The sequence below is a fragment of the Clostridium sp. AM49-4BH genome (assembly GCF_003478335.1).
In the GTDB taxonomy this organism is placed as follows: Bacteria; Bacillota; Clostridia; order Lachnospirales; family Lachnospiraceae; genus Butyribacter.
The window spans coordinates 1-25,613 of sequence record NZ_QUFB01000023.1 but is presented as its reverse complement, the minus strand read 5'-3'; the positions used below and the strand labels follow the sequence as shown (position 1 = coordinate 25,613).

General features: G+C 41.7%; 15 protein-coding genes. 13 read left to right on the top strand and 2 right to left on the bottom strand.

The features are described from left to right. The first annotated feature begins 165 nt into the window (after positions 1 to 165). The 10 genes from DW981_RS07970 (at position 166) to addA (ending at position 17,158) form a co-directional block, all read left to right on the top strand. Positions 166 to 540, top strand: coding sequence for an Ig-like domain-containing protein (locus tag DW981_RS07970; protein WP_118507347.1), 375 nt, complete (start codon positions 166 to 168; stop codon positions 538 to 540). A 36-nt stretch (positions 541 to 576) separates the two neighbouring features. Next, positions 577 to 2,397 carry a sensor histidine kinase gene (locus DW981_RS07965; protein ID WP_118507346.1) on the top strand — a complete coding sequence of 607 codons (1,821 nt, stop codon included), beginning with the start codon at positions 577 to 579 and terminating at the stop codon, positions 2,395 to 2,397. 212 nt (positions 2,398 to 2,609) lie between these two features. Next, a complete protein-coding gene (locus tag DW981_RS07960) occupies positions 2,610 to 3,485 on the top strand; it encodes a hypothetical protein (RefSeq protein WP_118507345.1) in 876 nt (291 codons plus the stop codon). 274 nt (positions 3,486 to 3,759) lie between these two features. Then, entirely contained in the window at positions 3,760 to 5,226 is a 1,467-nt protein-coding gene (locus DW981_RS07955) for an ABC transporter permease subunit (RefSeq protein ID WP_243034696.1), read from the top strand. A 13-nt stretch (positions 5,227 to 5,239) separates the two neighbouring features. Further along, positions 5,240 to 6,208, top strand: coding sequence for a carbohydrate ABC transporter permease (locus DW981_RS07950; RefSeq protein WP_118507344.1), 969 nt, complete (start codon positions 5,240 to 5,242; stop codon positions 6,206 to 6,208). 121 nt (positions 6,209 to 6,329) lie between these two features. After that, a complete protein-coding gene (locus DW981_RS07945) occupies positions 6,330 to 8,036 on the top strand; it encodes a hypothetical protein (protein WP_118507343.1) in 1,707 nt (568 codons plus the stop codon). A 165-nt stretch (positions 8,037 to 8,201) separates the two neighbouring features. Beyond that, complete coding sequence (locus DW981_RS07940) at positions 8,202 to 8,915, top strand: DUF624 domain-containing protein (protein WP_118507342.1); 714 nt, start codon at positions 8,202 to 8,204, stop codon at positions 8,913 to 8,915. Positions 8,916 to 9,238: 323 nt separating this feature from the next. Then, on the top strand, positions 9,239 to 9,697 hold the full coding sequence (locus DW981_RS07935; protein ID WP_118507341.1) for a hypothetical protein: 459 nt from the start codon (positions 9,239 to 9,241) through the stop codon (positions 9,695 to 9,697). Between the two features lie 64 nt (positions 9,698 to 9,761). Next, positions 9,762 to 13,349: a helicase-exonuclease AddAB subunit AddB gene (addB, locus tag DW981_RS07930; RefSeq protein WP_182434191.1), complete on the top strand. Its 3,588-nt coding sequence runs from the start codon at positions 9,762 to 9,764 to the stop codon at positions 13,347 to 13,349. Next, positions 13,346 to 17,158, top strand: a complete 3,813-nt coding sequence (gene addA, locus DW981_RS07925; RefSeq protein WP_118507339.1) for a helicase-exonuclease AddAB subunit AddA — start codon at positions 13,346 to 13,348, stop codon at positions 17,156 to 17,158. Before addB ends, addA begins: the two co-directional genes overlap by 4 nt. Here the strand turns inward: addA and DW981_RS07920 are convergent. Next, the gene (locus DW981_RS07920; protein WP_118507338.1) at positions 17,097 to 17,855 is read right to left on the bottom strand and encodes a hypothetical protein; all 759 of its coding nucleotides are present in this window, start codon (positions 17,853 to 17,855) and stop codon (positions 17,097 to 17,099) included. The genes addA and DW981_RS07920 overlap by 62 nt on opposite strands. Before the next feature lie 196 nt (positions 17,856 to 18,051). Here DW981_RS07920 and DW981_RS07915 point away from each other — a divergent pair, with 196 nt between their 5' ends. Continuing rightward, entirely contained in the window at positions 18,052 to 19,494 is a 1,443-nt protein-coding gene (locus DW981_RS07915) for a spore germination protein (protein WP_118507337.1), read from the top strand. 135 nt (positions 19,495 to 19,629) lie between these two features. Next, on the top strand, positions 19,630 to 21,078 hold the full coding sequence (locus DW981_RS07910; protein ID WP_118507336.1) for a sodium:proton antiporter: 1,449 nt from the start codon (positions 19,630 to 19,632) through the stop codon (positions 21,076 to 21,078). Positions 21,079 to 21,110: 32 nt separating this feature from the next. On the opposite strand, the gene DW981_RS07905 is transcribed toward DW981_RS07910, so the two are convergent. Then, positions 21,111 to 22,010, bottom strand: a complete 900-nt coding sequence (locus DW981_RS07905) for an AraC family transcriptional regulator (protein WP_118507335.1) — start codon at positions 22,008 to 22,010, stop codon at positions 21,111 to 21,113. A gap of 218 nt (positions 22,011 to 22,228) precedes the next feature. Between DW981_RS07905 and DW981_RS07900 the strand changes: the two genes are divergently transcribed. Further along, positions 22,229 to 24,868, top strand: a complete 2,640-nt coding sequence (locus tag DW981_RS07900; RefSeq protein ID WP_118507334.1) for a cellulase family glycosylhydrolase — start codon at positions 22,229 to 22,231, stop codon at positions 24,866 to 24,868. The last annotated feature ends 745 nt before the right edge of the window (positions 24,869 to 25,613 follow it).

Below are 25,613 nucleotides of genomic sequence, written 5' to 3'. Positions count from 1 at the left end.
TTGAAATTTGGAATCCGTTAGCCGGCGGAATTTACATGCTGGCAGACATATCCGATATAAGTAGTATTAGTATACCACATGATACCCGCCTTGGACTACACAAACTGCATGATTTGTGGTACACTTTAAATACAAAAACGATAACAAAAAGATGGGTGACTCCCAATGTTTGACGAGACCGTTAAGAAAGGTGGTAATGATATGACGGATTATTTATCGATAGAGGGGATGACAGAAGATTTAGAGGGAAAAGTAAAACAGGATCTGAAATACAAAACGGGAAATTTTCTTTGGAAGGTAAAGTTTAATGTTCCGTTGGATCCAAAAACCGTAAATAATGTAAATTTGTATGTCACAACGGAAAATCTGTCTCCGCTTAAGACAGCGATCCGATACAATTCATTAGAAAATATTATCGAAATTGAGCCACTTGAGCCATATGCACAAGATGAGACGTATGTCCTGAATATCACAACGAATGTGACATCTTTGTCTGGCAAGGCACTGCGAGAGCCACAGCAGTTACGTTTCAAAATATAATGGAGACGGAGCCGGTTCGCAGCATGGAGGATTGATGTGAAAAGCAGTTGGAGGACTAAATTATTTAAGAATATCCGATTTAGAGGGAAGATGATACTTGTCTTTGTGATAGGTGGCGTTATTCCCTTTTTTGGCGTAACTGTATATTTAAACAATAGAGCAGCCAACAGTTTGATCGAACAAAATAAGAAGGCGCAAAAACAAGAATTGCACTTGATGGCAAGTATTCTTGAAGATGCTGTGCCGGATATGGAAAAAGTTTGCGAAAACATGAATATAAATACGGTGCTGTCTAATATGATCACAAAAGATTATACCGATGAAAAGAAATGGCAGAAAGATAAGGGGAAATTGTGGGAGATTGATCGTTATATGCAGGATTATAAGCAGTCAATCTCGGATATAGTGATCTATGTCAGCAATGAAACCCTATGTTATGATCGGCCGTTTACTTATCTGGGGCCATCTGTCACACAACAGTCTTGGTATAGCGATGTATGTGATAAAAAAGGTGGATTGATCTGGTGTTATGGTGAAGACCGAGAAGAAAAGCAAAAGTGCATACAGGTCGCAAAACAGATCGTTAGTGCTGATGGGGAGCAGCTTGGCATATTGGCGGTGCAGATGAATATGGATTTGATCAATTCGGCAATTGCAGAACGGGAAGAAAATACGGTTCTTCTGTATAATGATGTAAATGTGTTGTATACGAACTATGAAGTTTCGGGAACAGAGGAGCTCGCGCTGGAAACATATTTGCGCGGTACGACAAGATGGACGGGAAATACGCGTTTTGGTGTTATCGGAAAAGACAGATTTGTTACGTATAAGAAAGTACATCCGCAAAATATGACCAATTACTACTCTCTTGTCAGTGTACAGGATTACTCCGGAATCACGGAGCAGATCAATCAGGTTACCTTTAATGCGTATTTGATCGTGGGAATTGGAATGCTAATCTCGTTTGCGATGATCATAGGATATTCGACCAGCTTTTCCAGCCGATTGAAAGAATTGCGTCATCAGATGCATTTGGTAGCAACCGGTCGTTATGATCGGGTAAAAATGGTGGGGGGAAACGACGAGATCGGGGAAATTTATGCCGAACTCGGAACGATGATGGACGATATCCAAGATCTGACAGAATCAATGGTAGAAGAAAAAGTGCAGAAAGAGAAAATGCATACACGGCAAAAGGAAGTTGAATTTAAAATGTTAGCTAGTCAGATTAACCCTCACTTCCTATACAATACATTAGAAACGATCAGAATGAAGGCGAGGGTTAATCATCAGCCGGAGATTGAAGATCTGGTCAAAATGCTTGCAAAGATCATGCGGCGGAATATACAAGTCAGTCATAAGCTGGTAAGTTTGCAATCGGAAATAGAACTGATTGATAATTATATGAAGATACAGGATTATCGCTTTGGGGATCGCATCCATTCCGAAATTATGGTAGATGATGACGTTGATATGACGCAGGAAGTGATGCCGCTCATCATTCAGCCGTTTGTGGAGAACGCTTTTATACACGGCTTGGAAAATAAACCGAAGGACGGAAGACTTGAGGTGAAAGTGTCTCAAGATGAAAAAGACATTATTATAGAAGTGATTGATAATGGAATTGGAATGAATTATTATCAATTGGGTGAATTGCGCCACTCATTGACACAAACAGATGGAAGCGGGGGGCATATTGGGATCAGCAATGTGAATCAGCGATTGATCATGCAGTATGGAAAAGAGTATGCGGTAAAGGTGGATAGCCGTTTGAATGAGGGGACGGTTGTGACAATACGGATCCCGAAGAATGCTTCGACAGCGATCGAGCAAAGTGATGAGCAGGAATTACCATAATAAATAGCGGTTATTGGCAAAAAGCGCATCCAAAACAGGACAATTATTTGGTAAAAATATGAAAAAAATATACGTGGCAAGGAATTTTTCGGGTAAATATGTCTAATAATTATGGTTTTAATATCACTTCGTTCTGCTAAAATAAGCAAGTAAGTAGTTTTGCAGGCAGCAAAACGAAAAGCAAACAAATATATTGATTAGGAGGAATGACAATGAGAAAATCAATGAGAAAAATCATTGCAATCGCTTCTGCGAGCGTAATGGCGTTAACATTTGCAGTAACATCTGCACCAAATGCAAGTGCAGGAACAATTAGCAAAGCAGCAAAGGAAGCAGCAAAGGCTGCATTCGATGCATCTGGTAAGACTACATATCATGCATACTTCGGTTTGCAGCAGTCAGAGTCTTGGATCTTTCGTGATGAATGGTATCAGAAAGAGAATGGTTTGAATGGTACAAATCTTCCAGACGGTGCTTATGAAGGTAAGTTGTATCATAGTGAAAACAATGCACTTACAGCAGTTCCGGGTGCAACAGTAACAGATGCTGAGATCAAAGGCAACGGCGTTTACACAGTTAGCGTAAAGGACTTGGGCGGCGTATTGACAAGTGCAGAGAGCAGCCAGCAGGCAAAAATGACCATGCTGTATGCAAGTACAGATATTCCGATGTCTGCATACAAAGACGGCAAGATCCAGGTAACAGACTGGAAGCTTAAGATCGATAATACATCTGTAACACTTCAGGACGACATCTTCGTTCCAACAGAGTACACAGATGAGAGTGGATTGTTCCGTCTTGATCCATTCAACTCATATCAGAAGGATCAGGGTGCTTATCCTAGTTGCCCAAGCATTAGAACACCTAATGATTCTGTAGAGATCACATTCAAGGTTAGCGGATTTGATGTTGATAACCCTGATGCAGTAGAAGCAACACCAACGCCTGCAGCAGACGCATCTTCTTCATCTTCTAGCAGCAGTAGCAGCTCTTCTTCTATCAGTGGTGGAGCAGTAGCAGCTATCGTAGTAGTTGCAGTTGTAGTGATTGCAGGTATCGTAGTAGTTGTTAAGAGAAAGAAAGACTAATGAAACGCATATCCCATTTGGGAGAGTGATCGTGTGGAGAGGTGAGACAATATTGTCTCATCTCTCCCTTTCTGTTTGATGAATTGCACAAAAATTTATATATTTTTTGTTAAAAGTGTGAAAAAATCGTGTATTTTTTCTTGAAAGATTATGGTATTTTTTAACGAATTCTTTAGGTATAATTACATGATGAAGTAACTACGTTGGTGTGATTTTGAGCAATTTTGCACTAAAAAGCACTTAGCGCACGATAAATAATACGAGGAGGTTATTTATGAAAGACAAAGAAAACAAGAAAGGAGCTGCTTCAGGACTGTACATCTGTCAGAGAATCATTACAATTCTGTTGATCGTTGGTGCATTTTTCCCGACATTTAATCCAACTAGAGTTGCTAAGATGATCAGTTCAAATGTATCCCTGTTTACATCAGCAGTATCCTACAACAGTTTGACAAGTGAGTTCGCCAGAGCGTTCCGTATGAACTGGGTCAGTGAAAGCAGCTTTGCCGTTGTAATGATTGCATCTATTATATTGGTGATCGGTATCATTTTACTCGGCGTGGGAGCTTGTATGTCCCTCGGTAATCTGAGAATGCAGAAAACAGGTGCTCAGTTTACGTTGGGTGGCGCAGTCGCTGAGACACTTGGATTAGTTGTAACTGTAGTGAGTTATATGCTGGTAAATTCTTCTACAGATCCGACAAAGGCTAACAAGATCTTACCTCAGATCCCAACAGCATTTTATGGTTATGCAGTATTAACAGCTATTATGCTTATTACAGCAATTGTTGTATTTATTTCTCTTCCTAGTGTTGACAAGGGTGAGAAGTACGAGATGGAATCAAAGTATAAGTTATTCCTTATGTTCCTTCCATTCATTGCATTAGCATTTGTATTCTGCTACCTGCCTTTGTATGGTTGGAGATATGCGTTTTTCGATTACAAATCAGGAGATACGCTTTCTATGAGCAGCTTCGTAGGATTCAAGTGGTTTACATATTTGTTCCAGAACTCAGCTACACGTACTGATATGATCAATACCATGAGAAATACATTGATCATGAGTTTCTTGGGAGTGGGTACCAGCTGGCTTCCTATGATCTTTGCAATCTTCCTTTGCGAGATGAAGAACTTGAGATTCCGTCGTTTTGTACAGACATTCACGACGATTCCTAACTTTATCAGCTGGGTACTTGTGTATGCGGTTGCATTGGCTATCTTCTCTACAGATGGTTTCATTAACACATTCTTGAAGGAGATTGGTGTTGTTGCACAGAACGCACAGGGTAAAGCGTGGTTGATGAGTTCTAAGCATACATGGCTTAAGATGTGGGCATGGGGAACATGGAAAGGTGTAGGTTGGAGTGCTATTATCTACATCGCAGGTATTTCCGGTATCGATCAGTCCTTATATGAGGCGGCAACAGTAGATGGTGCCGGTCGATTCCAAAAGATGCGTCACATTACTTTACCTGGTTTGCTTCCTACATTCTTCGTATTGCTGTTGATGGCAATCGCAGGCTGCTTGAGCAATGGTTTGGATCAGTACCTTGTATTCCGTAACCCGAACAACATGGATACGATCCGTGTATTGGATCTGTGGGTATACGACTTAGGTATTAATGGCGGCAGTATCCCGCTATCCACGGTAATTGGTATGGCAAAATCCATTGTCAGTGTAGCGTTGCTGTTTGGTGCCAATAGTGTATCTAAGGCATTGCGCGGCGAGAGTATTGTATAGGAGGTGAAATCGTATGGCTAAGACAGCACAGGAAAAGTTAGATGCTAAAAGAGAAAAAGAGTACAACAAGAAACATAAAAGAATGTACAAGAGATCTGTCGGAGACGTTGTCTTTGATGTACTCAACTATATATTCTTTACACTGTTTACATTAACATGTATCTTCCCATTCTATTACTTGTTTATCAATACGATTTCAAGTAATGATCTGGTTAAAAAGGGTATGATCAATTTCTACCCGAAGGGACTGAATATTGATAACTATTTGAAATTGCGTGAAGTTGGCGATCTGGGAAATGCGTTCTTGGTATCTGTCAGCAGAACGATTCTTGGTACTGCATTGATGGTACTTGCTTCTGCATTCGTTGGTTACTTGGTAACAAAGCAGGAAATGTGGCATAGAAGTTTATGGTATCGTTTCCTCGTTATCACAATGTATTTCAACGCTGGTTTGATCCCAACATACTTGAACTTAGTTATGTTAGGTCTTACAAATAACTACTGGGTATACATCATCCCAGGAATTGTTGCTCCGTACAACATTATCCTCGTTAAGACGTATATAGAGTCTATACCGAGCGAGTTGGAAGAGAGTGCATTTATTGATGGTGCATCATATATGGTAGTATTTCGCAAGTTGATCTGGCCTTTGAGTAAGCCGATTCTTGCTACAATCGCAATCTTCGGTGCGGTAGGTCATTGGAATTCCTTCCAGGATTCCTTGATTTACATGCAGGGTAACGCTAAGTTGTTTACATTGCAGCATAGATTGTATACCTACTTGAACACATCAAGTAACTTGGGCTCGATCATGAACTCTACATCCGGCGCACAGACATCAGATGCAGCAGCTGCTGCATTGAATACCAAGGTTATCAAGTACACGGTAGCCATGGTATCTGTTATCCCTATCCTTTGCGTATATCCTTTCATGCAGAGATATTTCGAAAAAGGTATTATGCTTGGTGCTGTAAAGGGTTAATGTATATTGGTACACTGATGGTTTAGTGAACCAAATCGTAAAGTGAATGAGTTCGAATGGTGTAATGCCATTCGAACTTAAAAATAAGAAGAATTAAAACACTTCAGAATGGAGGAAAATTATGAGAAAACTTTTTTCAAAGAAGTTACTTTCTGTACTGTTGGCTTCTAGTATGGTAATTGGTTCTGCATCTGCATTAACAGGTTGTGGAAGCAAAAAGAACGAAGTTATCAAATTGAACGTATACAGTCAGTTGGCAAACTTCTCCGGAAAGCAGATCGGTTGGTCTGCAGACATCCTTAAGAAGAAATTCAACGTAGAGTTGAATATCATTCCTGAGGGAGATGGCGTGTTTGAGACACGTATGACAAGTGGTAACTTAGGTGATATTGTTGTATGGGGTGCTGATAATGATAAGTATCCTTTGGCCGTAAAGAATAATTTATTATTCGGATGGGAAGATGACAATGTATTAGATGAGTACGGCCCATACATCAAGAAAAACATGCCGGATGCTCTTAAGAAAAACAAAGAGTTGACAAAGACGATCACAAATGGTGCCAGTGACAAGCTCTATGGTTTTGGTGCTAACGTGGCATTGAACAGTAAAGATCATGAGTCCTTCTTCTATACATGGGATACTCGTTGGGATCTTTACAAGAAACTTGGTTATCCAAAGGTTAAAAATCTTCAGGATTACCACAAAATGCTGAAGAACATGCAGAAGCTTTGCCCATCTGATGATTCCGGTAATAAGGTATACGCTGTATCCTTATGGCCAGACTGGGATGATGCAATGGTAATGTATGTTAAGGCTATGGCTACTGCATATTATGGATACGATGAGTTGGCACTTGGATTATATGATCCAACCAATGGTAAGTATCATGATGCATTGGAAGAGAATGGTCCATATCTTGAGATGTTGAAGTGGTTCAACGATCTGTATCAGGATGGATTGATCGACCCTGACTCTATGACACAGACATATGATGAGATGATCGCTAAGGTTCAGAATGGTGGTACATTGTTCTCCATCTTCAACTACAGTGGATCTCTTGGTTACAACACAAAAGAGCATACATCTGCCGGCAAGCTTATGTACTGCATGAAACCAGAAGATGCTTCACCAATCGTTTATGGTATGAATACACAGGGTGGAGATAGAGTTTGGTCTATCGGTGCTAAGACTGAGTACCCTGAGAAATGTATGGAAATTATCAACTATCTCTCTACTCCAGAGGGTCGTATGACAATGGAATATGGTCCAAAGGGTTATACTTGGGATTATGATGATCAGAAACATGCATACTTGACAGATGTCGGAGTAAAATGTCAGAACGATAAAAATACCACAATGGGTGGCGGTTATAAGGGATCTTACCATGATGGCGAGTTGCAGATCAACAACGTAACTTGGTCTCTCGATGCTTCTAACCCAGATTCTGACGGTGAGACATACAACAAAGAGAGCTGGGCAAGCTACAACGCTACTCCATCTAGCGATATCGAGAAAGATTGGCGTGATAAGACTGGTTGTACAACGATCAATGAGTACATGGAGAAAGGTAAATATACTGTAGCTCCTGGTACATCATTCTCCAAGGAGACTCAGGATACTACTCTTAAGACTACTTGGAATCAGGTTACAACTGAGATCAAGAACTCTTCTTGGAAAGCAATCTATGCTAAATCTGACAAAAAGTTTGACAGCGTTGTTGCAGGTATGAAGAAGAGCGCTAAGAAGTATGGTTATGATAAGTGCGTTGAGTGGTCACGTAACCAGGCTTCCAGAAGAAAAGCATTGGAAGATGCAATTACACGGTAAAATTTGAGTTCATATGAACTTGAAAATAATGGAACGGGCTGTTTGTTAATGCAAGCAGCCCATTCTGTATCTATGTATTAGATAAAAGTGTTAAGCGGCATTTTAACAGCTTAATCATAGAATGGAGATTAAATGCACATATAGTGTGCAGGAATGTGAAATAATATGAGTAAATTATTTAGTTTGGACAGCGGATTATATAAGTTTATGAGCCGTTTGTTTGATATGTTGAAGTTAAATGCGATGTGGATACTTTGTAGTATTCCGATCGTAACGATTGGAGCATCTACAACCGCAGCATTTACAATTACGCTGAAAATGGTGGATGAAGAGGAAGGTTATATTGCAGGACCATTTTTGAAAGAGTTTAAGGCAAATTTGTTTAAGGGAAGTGCGATCGGGCTTATACAATTGTTTGCTACGTATGCCATTTATTTAGATTTTCAGTTAGCACGTGTTAGTGAAAGGTATGGAACACTGTGCACCGTAGTCGGCGTGATCGCTATTGTAATGACCGTAATGCATTTTTTATATGCATATGCACTGTTAGCGAGATACGAAAATACGATCGTCAACACATTGCGTAATTCGTATTCAATTTGTGTAAAATATTTTTTGAAAACCTTGTTTTTGCTTGTGACATTGTTTGTAGAATATTTGGTATTCTATCAATTGCATTGGACATTATTGTTTTTTGGCATTATATTGGGACCGGCATGCTTTATATTGACGATCAGTGGTTTTGCCAGACAATTTTTCCGTAATATTGAGAGAGAAAATGATCTGCGTGAGGAAGAAAGTAAGCAGGAAAAGGCAAATGAGCGTCAGGGAATTTGGAAAGAGGCGTTTGAAGATCAAGAGGAAAGTGATCCTAAGTAATGAAAATAATGAATTGAGAATAGATGAGTCTGGCGTTAGATGAACGCCTTGTATAAAAGAGGACAGTTATACGGACAAGGAAAATTTGTTTGTATGGCTGTTTTCTTTAATTAAAAGGAAACTGCTGTTGTGTAGTGTGACATCATCGCACAGCGCTGGCTTTGCTTTTTTATTTGGACGAAGAAAGTAAATTTGTAAAAAGAAAGCGTGGATCGCGAGTTCTATTTCGTAGAGAGCATTCATAATAATAGGATAATAAAGGCTGTAGGTTATGTACCGTTATAAAGGTGCTGGCTGAGTGAATCGTTGTGGGGGATGGAAGGATGCATGGAACCAAAATTATTGTTTTGCGAATGAAAGAATTGATATATACAGCAATTTTTGCCGGTGTTGGAATTATATTACTGTTACTCATCGTATATTTGTTTGTTGGAAAAGGAAGATCAGAAGGTAAACAAGATACTGCTGACGCAAATGAAAGATATCAGGCAGGGATATATACGAAGGATATCACATTAGGGGAGAGTACTGCCAGTTTAGAGGTGGCATTAGATACGGATCATATTAAGTCTGTAAAGATTGTTCCATTAGATGAAAGTATTACAACGATGTATCCATTAATGGAGCCGGCAGTGAAAAGTGTATCCAACCAGCTCGCAGCGGGAGTTGCGCCAGAAGAGGTGGAGCTGACGAAAGAGTCCAAATACACGCAACAGATCATAGTTGATGCGGTAGAGGAAATTTTAGAGGAACAAGGTGCGGCAAACCAAACCGTAAAGTGATAGACCGCAATATTTTGAACGTGGTATACTATAAATCATGAAAGAAATAAATACGGAGGAAAATATGGGGTTACAATTTATATTAGGAAATGCCGGTGGAGGCAAAACATGGTACATAGAGCATCAGGCCGCAGCAATGGCGAGCAAAGATATGAAGAGGCAGATCTTTGTCGTTGTGCCGGAGCAGTTTACAATGCAAACACAAAGAAATCTTGTCGCATTGAGTGAGCGTCACGGTCTGTGGAATATAGAGGTGCAGAGTTTTCCGCGCCTTGCTTTTCGTGTGTTTGGCGAGACAGGTGCAGGAATGGCACCGGTTATCGATGATCTGGGTAAGACGATGATACTAAAAAAGGTATTAATGGGGCTGCAAGATCAGTTGACATATTTTGGGCGAAATATACATAAAAAGGGATATGTGGCGGAGATAAAATCATTTTTATCGGAATTAATGCAGTATGATATTGCATCGGATGGATTGGAACAGATGAAAGAATCGGCAAAATCGCACCCGGTTTTGCGGCAAAAACTGCAGGATGTAGAAGTGGCGTATGCCGCATTTTTGGATTATCTGCAGGATAACTACATTACCTCTGAAGAAATACTCACCGTATTTGCGGATGTAGCAGAGCGGTCCAATATTTTGAAAGACAGTATATTATATCTGGATGGATTTACAGGATTTACACCGGTGCAGTATAAGCTGCTGCGAAAGCTGTTGCGCGTATGTGGTCAGGTGAATGTTACAGTGACATTGGACAAGCGGGAACAGGTTTGGAAAATGGACAAGAAATATAAGCTCTTTTATTTGAGTCAGAAAACCATTTATCATTTAACAGAGATAGCAAGAGAAGAGCATTGCGACATTGCAGAACCAATTTGGACAGGTACCGTAAAAGAGGAGACGCGTTTCGCAGATAATATTGAGCTTGGATATTTGGAGCGAAATTTATTCCGTTATCCGGTCAGACCATATAAAGAAGAGGTGCAAAATATTACGGTCCATTGTTTGCGGCAGCCAGAGGACGAGGTGCATTTTATGATCGAGGAAATCATGGCACTTCGTGAACAGGAAAGCTTTCGATATCGCGACGTAGCGATCGTGACCGGAAATATGGACATATACGGGACGTTGATCAAAGGAGAAATGGAGCGCAAAGGGATGCCCTGTTTCATAGACCAAAAGAAGAGCATACTTGCAAATCCGGTTGTGGATACGATAAGCAGTATGTTAGATGTATTGCGTAAGGATTTTGATTATGAGAGTACGATCAAACTGTTAAAGAGTGGATTTATACAGCGTACAGGGTGTCCGACAAATGGGATAAAAGAGTGGGAAAATGCTGTGCAGCTTTTGGACAATTTTTTGCTGGCATCTGGAGTTCGAGGACACAAAAACTGGGAAAAAGAATGGGACACCGGATATGTTTTTCGAAGAAAGGCAGAAGATATAGCTACAGAAGCCTCGGAAACGATCAATTGGCTGAGACAGGAAACGTGGGATCGATTGTCGGATTTCTATGGACGTATTGCGCGTGGCAAGCATCGTGTGCGTGAATATGCGGAAACAATTTGTGATTTCATGGAGCGGGAGCAGATTTATTTGCAAATTCAGAAACGTATAGAGAGGTTTAAGGAAGAGGGAAATTTTGAAGCGGTCAAAGAATATGAACAGATTTATGATGTGATCATAGAAGTACTTGATCGCTTGGTGGCATTGCTGGGGGATGAAGAAATGCCTTTAGCAGAGTTTATTGAAATACTGAATACCGGATTTGATGAGGCGCGTATTGGTTTGATACCGCCTGGAGTGGATCAGATCATGGTAGGAGATCTGTCAAGAACCCGTTTGTATGGAATCAAGTATCTATTTTTGCTGGGTGTTAATGACGGAAATATTCCAATGACCGGAGATGGCGGCGGTATTTTATCCGATGCAGAACGAGAGTTTTTGGCGGGAGAAAGCTATGCATTGGCACCTACCGCAAGAGAGAAAATATATACCGAACAGTTCTATCTGTATTTATGTTTGACCAAACCATCACAGAGGCTGTATTTGACATATAGTGCAACTGCTAATGATGGAACTGCTTTACAGCCGGCGTATTTGATCGATCGGGTTCAGAATATTTTCCCAAAACTTCAGATTCAAAATGTAGCAGAGTCGCGAGGTAGATTGCGCGATATTTTGAGAGATGATTACGGCAGAGGGTATTTAATCCGAGGTCTGCGAATGGGATGGCAAGATAATGCTGCTTGGAACGAATTGTATCGACAATATCGCTTGCAGGAGCAGGAGTTAGCATGTGTCTCAAAAGACGGACAGAAGAAAGCGCTGTATCATCGTGGTGAGCTGGATCGTCTGATAGATGCTGCATTATATATCGCACCAGAGAGTAAGATCTCGAAAGAGGCTGCAACGGCATTGTATCACGAAGTGATCACCGGCAGCGTATCGCAGTTTGAAAAGTTCAGTGCCTGCCCATTTGCGTATTACATGCAGTATGGGCTGCAGCTAGAGGAGCGAATGGAACATGAAGTTCAGTTTTTTGATATTGGAAATATTGTGCATGAGGCATTGGAACGCTATACAAAGACGCTTCTTGACCGGCATATCGGGTGGGCAGATGTTGATGAAGAGCAGCAGCATATATTGGCAAATCAGTGTTTGAACCATACGGTGGAGGAATACAAAAACGGTTTATTGTACGATACGGAGAGGGATGCCAGTCTGGTAGAGCGATTGCGCCGTATTATGCTTCGGACTGTTTGGGCGATCACGGAGCAAATGAAACTGGGGAAGTTCGATACGGTAGACAGTGAGGTAAGCTTCCGGATGGACAAAGAAAAGCAGACGTATATTGGCCGCGTGGATCGTATTGATACGATGGAAACTGAGGAAAATATTTACGTTAAGATCGTGGATTACAAAACCGGCAAGAAGGATCTGTCACTGTCGGACCTTTATTATGGACTGCAATTACAGCTTATGGTGTATCTTCGGGCAGCAGTGGATAAACAGACACGTAGAAGTAAGAAAATGGTTATTCCGGCGGGTGTCCTATATTATCATATAGAAGATCCGTTTGTGACAAGCAGATTGGATTTCGAGGAGAAGAGAACATATCTGCTGAATGAACTGCTCATGCGAGGATTGGTAAATGAGGAAGATCCGGTTCTGCCATCATTAGATGCGACGTTGGCCGGAGAAGAGGGGACATTAGCGGCTTCTGCAAAATCCTTGGTCGTACCGGTCGGAACAAAAAAAGATGGAATGCTTAAGAAAAATGCGGCTACGATCACAACGGAAAATTTCAAGGAATTGATTGACTTTACAGAGCGTAAGCTGCAGGAGATCGGTGTACAGATCGGAGCAGGAGAGACGAGTGTGCATCCGTACCAAAAGGCGGACAGTATGAAATCTTGTGCCTGTGATTATTGCAATTATCATGGAATCTGTGGATTTGATGCAAAACTTGCCGGCAATTCATATCGAAAAATATGGCCAAAGACAAACGATGATGTAATTTCGGAGATACGCAGAGAGAGTGATGTTCCATCGGAGGATAGGAAAGGAAACGAAGTAAATGATGTTGTTCCATCAGAGGATAGGAAAGGGAACGAGGCATCAGGAAAGGAGGAGACGCGATGAAACCACAATGGACTGCGGATCAACAGAAAGTAATTGATTTGCGAGATAGTAACATACTAGTTTCTGCAGCGGCGGGATCCGGTAAAACAGCCGTGTTGGTAGAACGAATTATTGGGCGGATCACAGATAGGCAGGCGCCGGTTGACATTGACCGTCTTCTCGTAGTGACATTTACAAAAGCGGCTGCAGCAGAAATGCGTGGGCGAATCGGTGAGGCGTTACAGCAAAAATTAGAACAGACGCCGGATGACGATAATTTACAGCGGCAGATCGGATTGTTACATAATGCGCAGATCACGACGATTGACAGCTTTTGCCAACATATCATACGCAATTATTTTCACGTGATTGATCTAGATCCAATGTTTCAAGTAGGGGACGAGACAGATCTAAAGATTATGAAAGAGGCTGTTCTTGGTGAGGTGTTGGAGCAGAAATATGCGGATGCACGCCAAAAGGAAAATCAGGTATTTTTGGATGCGATGCAGATGTTTGCGACAGGAAGAACAGACAAAGAAATTGAATCCATAGTATTGAAGTTATACGAATTAGCACAAAGTTATCCGTTTCCGGATGAGCAATTGGAGCAATGGAAGAATTCATATGCATTGCGTTCTGTAGAGGAAATGGAACAAACGGAGTGGATGGAAAAATATATTGCAGATGTGCAGATGATTGTTGCAGAATGTGAAAAGAAAGCATTTGCGGCATATCAGATCAGTGTAGATGGGGTTGGTTTGGAAGCATATACGCCTACGATCCAGACAGAATGGCAGCAGATCAAAGAGCTGCGGGAATGCAAGACATTGCAGGAACTTTGTGATGGGATCGGAAAGATATCATTTGGAAGATTGAGTGCGATTCGCGGCAATAAGCATGATAAGGAACTTCAGGAGCAAATAAAAGCACTTCGGGCAAGCTATAGGGATAAAGGTATTGAACAGTTACAAAAAGAAATGTTAGCGGAACCCCCGGAAGAAATGCTCGCCATGATGCAGCAAATGGATGCACCTGTCCGTGAATTGGTACAGCTGACAATCGATTTTGGAAAGGCATTTGCCGAGAAAAAGAGAGAAGACGGCATCATTGATTTTGCAGATATGGAACATTTTGCACTGCAGATCCTGGTGACGAGAGACGAGGATGGAAATAGCGTGCCGAGTGCAACGGCGAAAGAATTGCAGGAGTATTATGAAGAGATCATGACGGATGAGTATCAGGATAGCAATTATGTCCAGGAAATGATACTGACCAGCATCAGCCGTGGTCCGGAGCAAAGTCCGTACTTGTTTATGGTGGGTGATGTTAAGCAGAGCATTTACCAGTTCCGCTTAGCGAGACCGGATCTGTTTATGGAGAAATACCATGCTTATGATACGGAAGAAGGCGGAAATCGTCGGATCGATCTGCGTCAGAACTTTCGAAGCCGTGCATCAGTATTGGAATCGGCCAATTATATTTTTGAGCGGATCATGCGTCAAGACTTTGGCGGCATCGCCTATGATGATGCGGCAAAATTGGTTCCGGGGGCAGTATTTGATCCATGCGAAGAGCGGACAGCGGATCAGACAGAAATTATTTTGCTTAATATGGATGCTCAGGAGGATAATGATTTTGGAAAGCGCGAATTGGAAGCGATGGCAATCGGACAGAAGATCCGCGACATGGTGCAGGGAGATCATCCGATGTATGTATCCGATAAAGGCGGGTATCGTCCGATAGAATACCGGGATATCGTCATATTGCTGCGCAGTATGAAAGGATGGACGGAAGAATTTCAAGAGACGTTGGCGGATATGGGTATTCCGGCGATGGCACCCAAAAAGACCGGATATTTTGCAACATTGGAAGTGCAGACAATGCTAAATTTGCTGCGGGTTATTGACAATCCGAGACAAGATATTCCGCTTGTGGCGGTGCTGCGATCACCGATCTATGGGCTGCAGGATGAGGAACTTGCCAAGATAGCAGCGGAGCGAAGTGGCTTGCAATACTTGGATAATATATGGGCGTATTGTGACCGACATGAGGACGTATTGTCAGAAAAACTGTCCGATTTGTTGGACACATTGCAGGAGTATCGGCGTAAAGCGGAAACAGTTTCTGTGTATGAACTGCTTCGTGAAATTTATGAAGAGACAGGGTATTACGCTTTGATGTCGGCAATGCCGGGGGGCGAGCAAAGAAGTGCAAATCTCGATATTTTGCTGCAGCAGGCAATTGAATTTGCTGAAAATGGACATCGTGGAATATTTGGATTTTGCCGGTACATTGAAATGCTCAAAAAATCAGATATTGATTTTGGTGAAGCAACCGTCGGAACGGCGGCGAATGCAGTCCAGTTAGTTAGTATTCATAAGAGCAAGGGGCTTGAGTTTCCGGTAGTGTTTGTTGCCGGTATGGGCAAACAATTTAATAAGCAGGATATGCGTAAGAAATTATTGCTGGACGTTGATTACGGAGTGGGTGCTAATTACGTGGATCTGGAGGAACGTCTGTACAAGCCTACAGTTATGAAACGTTTTATTGCAAGACAGATGTTAGAAAATTCTTTGAGTGAGGAAGTGCGCATTTTGTATGTTGCGCTGACAAGAGCCAAAGAGAAATTGATCCTTACAGGTACCGTGAAGGGGATTGAAAATAAATTGCAGAGCTGGGATCTTACGGGGGCATCGCTGCAGCATTCCGCATTGTTAGGTGCCGCGACGTATTTAGACTGGATCATGCCGGCACTGGCAGATAGACCGATCTTCGGACAGTGTATAAGTCAAGTGACAGATGGGAAAGGACAGGATCCATCGGATTTGCAGGAGAATGAAATGACGCAGGAAACGGAAGATCCGTCGGTGAAGGACCGCGTCTTATATGACAGCACAGATCAGGATCCGTTATTTCGACTGGAAGTGATCTGCGCAGGTGCGCAGATTGCCGGAGAGATGGAACAGTTAGAGCATATATTACTGCGTAGAGAAGCGTTGAAACATCAGGATATCACGAAAGAGTATGATGCAGAGCTTGCGGAACAGTTGCGTTGTCAGAGAGAATATCAATATCCATATGCAAATGAGCAGAAATTACCGGTTAAAATTTCTGTGACCGAGTTAAAACGAAGAGCGATGGAGCAGCAGAAAATGGCGGTGCGTGCGGAAGTGCCAGAGGATGAAGTTACAGAAACGGTGCCGGGTACTGCAGATCGGCAGACTGGCATAGAAGATGAGGCAGTCTACGATATTCCACAGCCAAAATTCCGACAGACGGAAGAATCTATCGGCGCTGCTGAGCGGGGTACATTATATCATTTCGTGATGGAACATTTGCCGTATGAACAAATGGGAGATCACTTTACGGCAGAGATGATGCTTGCGCAGATGCAAAAAGCAGGTTTGCTGAGGGAAGAAGAAAGAAACTGTTTAAAACCGCAAAAGTTTGATCGTTTCATGCAGTCGGTACTTGGAAAACGAATGCAGCAGGCGGCAAAACGAGGGGCATTACGCCGTGAACAGCAGTTTATGTTAGAAATACCGGTTATGGAATTGTACCCGGAGTTGGAAAGTGAAGAGACCGTTCTCGTGCAGGGAATCATTGATGCTTGTTTTGAAGAAGATGGCGAATGGGTGTTGGTGGATTATAAGACGGATTATGTCCGCTATGGTATGGAACAAACATTGGTGGACAGATACCGGGTTCAGTTAGAACAATACGCACGTGCCTTGGAGCAGCTCACAGGAATGAAAGTACGGGAACAGATCATTTATTCATTTGCACTCGATAAACATATTCCTGTCCCTGTTTGCGGACAAAAGAAATAGCGCCGACATGACGAAGTACATTTACGGCAGTGCGTGCATAACGTATCGCTAAATGGGATTCTTTGGCGTAATCTTTTGCGGTGAATTCTGCAGGGAGCGTGTCTGGGATCATGCATTGGTAATCGCCGGTACTGCCGATATAAATTTCATCGACAAGTGCTGTAGGAATACGGTCGTAGCGAGTCGATCCACGTTTGCGGTCCGTACTCCACCCGTTTAACAGTCGATACTCTTCGGCATCGATCAGGGGCAGACACAGGTGTAAATTAGGATGATTTAGAAACATTTTAATTTTGTATAATTCATAAAAAGCGTCGTAACGGCTTCCGGTCTTGGGAGACTTACGGCGTTTTGTTATTTCGCCGGTCTGCTCATCGATCCAGCAGATCCATTTGGTATGTATAATAGGATGAACGATTGTGACCGGATAATGGGATAGGAAGCAGTCCAGTTTACGGCGCATAGCATTTAGGCTGCGCGTTTGTATTTCAATAATTTCGTTGTCGCGCAAAATATCGGCAACATAATTTTCTATCGGAATTTCCTGATGAGAAGGATCCGGTTCATAGAAATTTTTTAATACAGCATGCACGGTCTTTTCGGATAAGGTACCGATGCCCTTTTGCAGGCATTGCTGCCGCATTACTTTATCGCAGGCTGCCTGAAATAACTGTTTGTCACACTCTGCTACACTCATTATAAATGCTCCCATTCTGTTCATAAATTCTGTAATCAGTATAAAGACTGTGCGAAAAAATGTCCAGCCGCGCCCAATAAAAAACCATACCAAGTATTGATTCCAAATATCGCTTTGCATAGAAGAAAGAAAATGGTAAATACTAACTTGACATAGAAAAGATGATAGCGATGAATGATCAATATGGAGGATAGCGATGCAGGGAAAGATCTTTGAAGGGGATTACAAGACGCGGTGCAAAAATATAGATTCGCTGCTGTGCGTTGGCGATACGTTTGATATGTTAAAAAGAGAGATCCGGTTAGGGAATCGCCATGCGGTATTTTACATGATCGATGGATTTTTGAAGGGGGAAGTGCTGGAAAAGATCATGGAATTTTTTTTGTCACTTGCACCGGAAGATGTTCCGGAAACCTATGAAGATTTTTTGAAAAAATGTACGCCGTATGGAGATATTGTGACGGTGACAACAGAACAGGATTTTTTGCATTATGTGCTGTCGGGTCTGACAGGCTTTGTCGTAGAAGGGTATGATGAAATACTGGTGATCGACCTAAGGGACTATCCGAGCCGAAGTGTGGAAGAGCCGGATAAGGATAAGGTGCTGCGAGGATCCAGAGATGGCTTTGTGGAGGCGATCATGCCAAATATTGCACTGATCCGGCGCCGTATTCGTGATGTGGATCTTAAGTTTGAAATTTACAGTATAGGAAGCAGTTCACGCACAGATATTTCCGTAGTATATATGAAAGACCGTGTGAATCAGAAAGCGTTATCTATTATACAAAAGCGGTTAAAAAAGATTTCTGTGGATTCCTTAACGATGAATCAGGAAAGTTTGGCAGAAGTGCTTATGCCACGCAATTGGTGGAATCCATACCCGAAGTTCAAATATACAGAGCGGCCGGATACGGCAGCAGCATGCATATTGGAAGGAAGTATTACGGTTCTGGTAGATAACTCGCCTTCTGCCATGATCATACCGACTTCTCTGTTTGATATAATAGAAGATCCAAATGATTACTATTTCCCGCCGGTCACAGGAACGTATTTGCGAATGACACGTATACTGACAAGTATAATGGCATTATTTGTCACTCCTGTGTATCTGTTATTGCTTCGCTATCCGGATTATGTCCCGGACTGGCTCGGTTTTGTTATGATCCAAGGTGAAATGAACGTCCCGCCGCTATTGCAATTGCTATTGTTAGAGCTGGCAATTGACGGACTAAGAATGGCAGCCGTCAACACGCCGAGTATGCTGACAACACCGCTCAGTGTTGTGGCAGGTATTGTGTTTGGAGATTATACCGTAAATTCGGGATGGTTTAACAGTGAGATCATGTTATATATGGCGTTTGTGGCAGTTGCCAATTATACGCAAAATAATATGGAATTGGGATATGCGATAAAGTTTCAGCGTATCATACTGTTGGTGTTGACCGGCGTGTTTGGAATATGGGGGTTTATTACGGGAATATTGTTAATGATCGTCGCTTTTTTTACCAATCGCACGATGGCGGGAAGAGGCTATTTGTATCCGCTGATCCCATGGGATGGACATCAGTTATTTAAGCGGGTTTTTCGTATTAGTCTGACACGCAATGAAAAGGTTTCCGCACAGGGACGCAATCGTTAATAAACATGCAGTGCGTCAGCTCATTTAATAATAATGTTTTCTGTATTTTGCTTGATTTTTTGGTGGATTGGATATACAATAGTTACGCCTAAAAGAGAGAGTAGGCCGTCAATAAAACAAAGGAGGCGTAATACAATGAAAAAGTTGCAAAGGGCGTTGTCGGTGTTTACAATGATGCTAACAGCGTGTTTAACACTGCCGTCCATGGCACAAGCAGCAGAAACGACAAAAAGTATAGGGGATAATTTATCGCTATTGTATTGTATTCCGTTCGCCGGAATCTTATTATGTATCGCGATCTGTCCACTTGTAGCTGGAGAATGGTGGGAAAAGAGAAAACCGATCGTTGTGGCTTTTTGGTCACTTGCATTCCTTATTCCATTTGCGATCGCGGTAGGTATGGGAACTGCTTGGGAAGAGCTTTTGGAAGCCATTATTGGTGACTATTTGACGTTTATTGTCCTATTATTTGGACTGTTCTGCGTGGCAGGAAATATATCGTTAGAGGGTGATCTGGTTGGCAAGCCGAAGTTAAATGTTTTGCTTTTGATGATCAGTACATTATTGTCAAGCTGGATCGGTACGACCGGAGCAAGTATGTTGATGATCCGTCCGATGATCCGTGCGAACAAATGGCGTAGACGTAAAGTACAGGTTATGGTATTTTTCATTTTCTTAGTATCTAATATCGGAGGATGTTTGACACCGGTTGGCGATCCACCACTTCTGATGGGATTTATGAATGGTGTGGATTTCTTCTGGAGCTTGAATTTGCTGCCGGTAATGATCCTGAATGTAGTTTTGCTGCTTGCATTGTTTTATGTGATTGACAGCAGAGCATATAAGAAAGATCTTGCAGAAGGTGCAAAACAGCCGGAAGTTGGTGGTGAGCACAAGAAACTCCGCTTAAACGGTGCACATAATATTATCTTTTTGGTAATGATCATCGTGGCAGTTATATTAAGTGGTGTTCTTCCTAAGACGGTGCCATTCTTTAAGGGATCGATTCATTTTTATGGAGAAGTAGAATTAGGATTTGCATCGATCTTGGAGATGGTTATGATCTTGGTAGCAGCGTTTTTGTCATACAAGACTACGACAAAAGAAGTGCGCGAGGCAAATCATTTTACATGGGATGCGATCCAAGAGGTTGCAACTTTGTTTATCGGAATATTTGTAACAATGATTCCGGCATTGCTTATTTTGAAAGCGAGAGGTGCTTCGCTGGGTGTAAATGAGCCATGGCAGTACTTCTGGATGACCGGACTCTTATCCAGCTTTTTGGACAACACGCCAACCTATTTGGTGTTCTTTACAACGGCAGCGTCGTCGGGACTTGCCGGAGCAAGCATGATCTCAACGGCAATCGGACAGATACCGAAGATATTCCTGATGGCGATTTCCTGTGGTGCAGTATTCATGGGCGCCAATACGTATATTGGTAATGCGCCAAACTTTATGGTGCGCTCGATTGCTGAGGAAAATGATATTAAAATGCCTTCTTTCTTTGGATATATGGGATGGTCGATCAGTTGTCTGATCCCGGTATTTATTATCGATATGCTTGTTTTCTTCATCTTTTAATTGTAGAGTATTTGAGCAAAAAGGCCGGCACACTACTTTTTCGGTGTGCCGGCTTCTCTTTTGCGATATTGATTTGGGGTACACCCATATTTTCTAAGAAAGCTTTTCGAAAAATAACTTAAATGATTAAATCCGCATGCAAGAGCAATCTCAGTAATGCTATAGGAAGTATTGCAGAGCAGATTACAGCTAATCTCCATACGGTAATCGTTGAGAAAAGAGACCGGTGATTGCTGCAAGTATGCCTGAAATATTTTACAGCATTTGCTTCGGCTGATATTGCCGGCGCTTGCAATATCATCTAATCCGATATCCTCTGCATAGTGCTCGTGAATATAAGTTACCATTTGCTTTTGCAGTGAAATATCCGGATTTTTTTGCAAATCGGCCGTCTGCAGTTCTTGCGTGCTATGCTGGTAAATACAGTGCCACAGACAGTGAAAAAGTCCATTTAACAGGCAGAGAACGCTATCTTCATGCTGCATGCGGGCAGCAAAAATCTGATCCACCAATGAAACAATCTGTTGATAATCCGCATCGCTCCAATGAAACAACCAGTATGAGATACTAGAGGAATGGATGATGGGGTAAACGCTTTCCTGGTAAATGTGCAGATTCGATTTAAAAATATTGGGATGAAACAATTCTACGCAAAATTTACAGTCTTCTTCTCCGTTAGCGTAGCCGTAATGCAGCTGACCGGAGTTGACAATAATGATGTCGCCGGCACGAAGCAATATCTGCTCGCCGTTTATTTCATAGTTCATAGATCCCTCGTATATATGGATACATTCAATGTCGGGATGCCAGTGACAAAGAGCTTTATGACCTGTAAATTGGGACAAAAGCCGTTCCTGTATGGCATAAGGAAGCTTATTGGAGTCATAGTGAATGATCTCAGAAGCGTCCTGCATAATTTCTATATCTATCATAAGTATCTCCTTGCCTATTAATTATCGCGTGTTTTCTGCGTTTGTTAAGGGTTATTATAGCAAACAAACACGATAATTACAACTTTTGTTATTTTTGTGTCAAAAAAACGGCAGAAAAATACAAAAGTTATAAAAAATCAGCTGAAAATGCTAGAGACAAAAAGAAATGTATACTATAATTATCATACAAACTATTTATAAGGAGGAGGAATTGTATCATGAAAAAGAGAGTAATGCGTTCCGTATGTGCATTTACACTTCTTTTCGCACTGCTTATGACATCGAATGGGGTTTCGAATGTTGCATCTGCAGCGGCTAAGAAGAGAGCAAAGGCACCAAAGCTTTCCGTTAAGACAGTGAAGTTAACTGCAGGAAAGAAGAAGACAGTGAAACTGAAAAACAAACCGAAGAAGGCAACAGTGAAGTGGAGCAGCAAAAACAAAAAAATTGCAACAGTTAGTAAGAAAGGTAAGATTACCGCTAAGAAGGCAGGTAAAACAAAGGTGATCTGCAAAGTTACCTACAAAAAAGGTAAGAAGAAAGTTACAAAGAAACTTTCTGTTACGGTAAAGGTTACAGCGAAGAAGAAAACTACGAAAAAACCAACCGTAACCGTTACAGCAAAACCAACAGCAACTCCTTACAATAAGGAAGCTGATATGAAGAAGAGCAATGTTACAACCGAACATAAGTCCAAGAATGGTATCGATTCTACCGATAATGGATTAATGCGTAAGAACATTTCCAACTTGGATCTGATGAAACTTATGGGCTATGGCTGGAACTTGGGAAATCAGATGGAGCAGTCCAATTACTCAGGCAAGATGACAACAATCGAGCAGTGTGAGACAAGTGCCGGTAATCCGGAAGCAACACAGAAGACATTTGATGGCTTGAAGAGCTATGGTGTAAATACTGTTCGTATTCCGGTTGCTTGGTCGAATTTTATGTCTCAGGATGGAAAGTATACGATCAATGAAGAATTGTTTGATCGTGTTGAGACAATCGTAAATTATGCATTGAACGATGAAATGTATGTCATCATCAACATCCACTGGGATGGTGGATGGTGGGGAATGTTTGGCGCAGAGGAGTATGATGCCAAAGAAACACCAATTCGTGACGAGGCTTGGAAAAAATATATTTCTATTTGGACACAGATCTCTGAGCGGTTCAAAGAGTACTCTGATCATTTGATCTTTGAGGGTGCTAACGAAGAAATCAGTGGTCGTTTGAACGATAACTACAAAGATCCGAATACAGCACAGCAGAATCAAACCGGTAAGCTTGGTAAGAAAGACCCTGAGACCGAAAAGATAGATGCTACTGAGATTTATGAGATGGCAAATGCCATTAACCAGAAGTTCGTTGATATTGTACGTGCTTCCGGTGGTAACAATGCTTATAGACATTTGTTGATCCCTGGAACCGGTAACGAGTCATGTGTTATCGAGGGAAATGAGAGTGAGACTTACGTTCAGAACGGAACTATTGATGATCGATGGAAACTTCCAAATGACCCTGCTGAGAAAGCAACGGGCGTAAAGAAGATGAGTGTTTCTGTTCATTATTATGATCCGGTTGATTACGGTTTGTCTGCAACATCGACGGCTTCTTATGGATATCGTGATAAGTGGGGCGTTGATTACACAGATGCAAACGGTAAGACATATAAAGGTCAGGATGATTATGACTTTATGGATAACATGCTTGGTAAGTTGAAGAAATTCACAGACCAGGGTTACGGTATTATTTTAGGAGAGTGTGGCGTTGTTAAGGGATATAAAGATAATATTCCAGACTTCATGACCTATCTCTTTACACAGTCTAAGAAATTAGGCATGACACCGGTATGGTGGGATGAGGGGCACTATTATAATCGTGGTGATGGTTATTTTGCTTATGATGATGTAGGACAGGTATATGCAAAACTGACAGGATCTAAACCAAATATACCTGCGAGCGCTGAGCTTGTTTATACCGGTATTAAGACAGTGCCTGCAGAAAAGAACGAGAATCCGAAAGTTGTTGCTACATGGAATGGTGAATTCCTTCGTCATACGAACGGTGACACCGCTGAAATTTTGAAAAAGGAAAGACCAGACAGCTTCGATGCCAACAACAATGGTATTGGTGTTACTAAGTCTTTGATTGATGGATCCGGTAATGTAACGGATGGAGATGTTGCCAAGTCTAACTATGACAAAATATTTGGAAAATGGTGGGAGAAAACGGAATTCTGGACGCCAGATACACACTATGGCTGGACGAATAGCACGACCGGTGTTAATGGAGAAGCACCAGATAATCTGATTGCTGAAATCGACAGAGAGTACTGGAATGTTCATCTTAATTATGACTGGTCGAAGCTGGAAAAACCTTGTATTCGCGTGACAGCCGCGGATGATCCGATAAGTCAGAGCCTTGATCTTCAGATTGGTTATCTTTCTAGCTGGACAGAGGATGATCTGAATGAAGAGGTTCAGGGAAAATTGAAACTGGAGGAGTATATTGAAAAACAGACTTCCAAAGATCCGAACTTCACAATGACAGAGCAGGAGAAGCAGGATAAGATTGCAACAGAAGGTGCAAAACAGGTTAAGAAGAACAAGAAGAAGGGTGCAGTTGTTGGTAAGACAACAGGTGAGATCCGTTTCGATGTTGACTACGATCAGGGTGTTGGTTTGTTCTGGAAAGGCAAATCCATCACAATTGATAAGTCCAAATTGACCGGTGGTTATCCATGGCTCTGGGTTACTACAAATACGTATACCGGCGCATCTATCGTTAAGATTGAGATTTGCGATGCAGCATACAATGCTGACGGTACCAAATTTGTAGAATCCGATAATCAGTAAGTAACGAATCCGCATATTCGTTCCTTATAAATAAAAGATAAAAGAGAATGACTCGGCATTGCCTTCGCCGGGTCATTTTCTTTTTGTTTAATTCAAACTTCGCACATCAAAAATTGTCATGCTGTCACGTATTGCTTATTATGTCAGAATACTAAGTATTTTGCAGCCACAACATAGCGATTTCTGCCGGCAGAGAACTATAGTAATTGCCTTGCCGCATTTACGTTTTTGATGATTTCTAGATTTTGTTGTCTCTGATGATTGATTTACATGCCCTTCGGAAACTCGAAGTCCCGGAAGCAAGGTATTCATCATTTTTGAAAGGGACTTTGCGCTCGTCGTTACTTATGTCTCGTATTTCAGAGACATTAAGTAACGTGACGTAGCGCATCGTAGCGAAAGCGTCCCGTCCAAAAATAGATGATACCTTGCTAAACCGGGACATCTCAGACATTCCTTCGGGCATGTATTCATCAGAGACTTAACAAAATAAGAAATCAACCAAAAACTCGCGTTCTGCGGCAATTATCTTAGTTCACTGCCGGCAGAACAAGTCAGCTTGTTGGCTGCAAAATAGCTATTATTTTTCTGACATAATAAGCAATACGTGATCTGGCAGTAGCTTTTGATGTGCGAAGACAATATGTAATGACCTCCACTTTGTAACTTCGTGGATTTACCTGTATACTAATGATTGTCAAAAGCAAATAGTAACAGGGATTACCGCATACAAAGGGAGGTCATC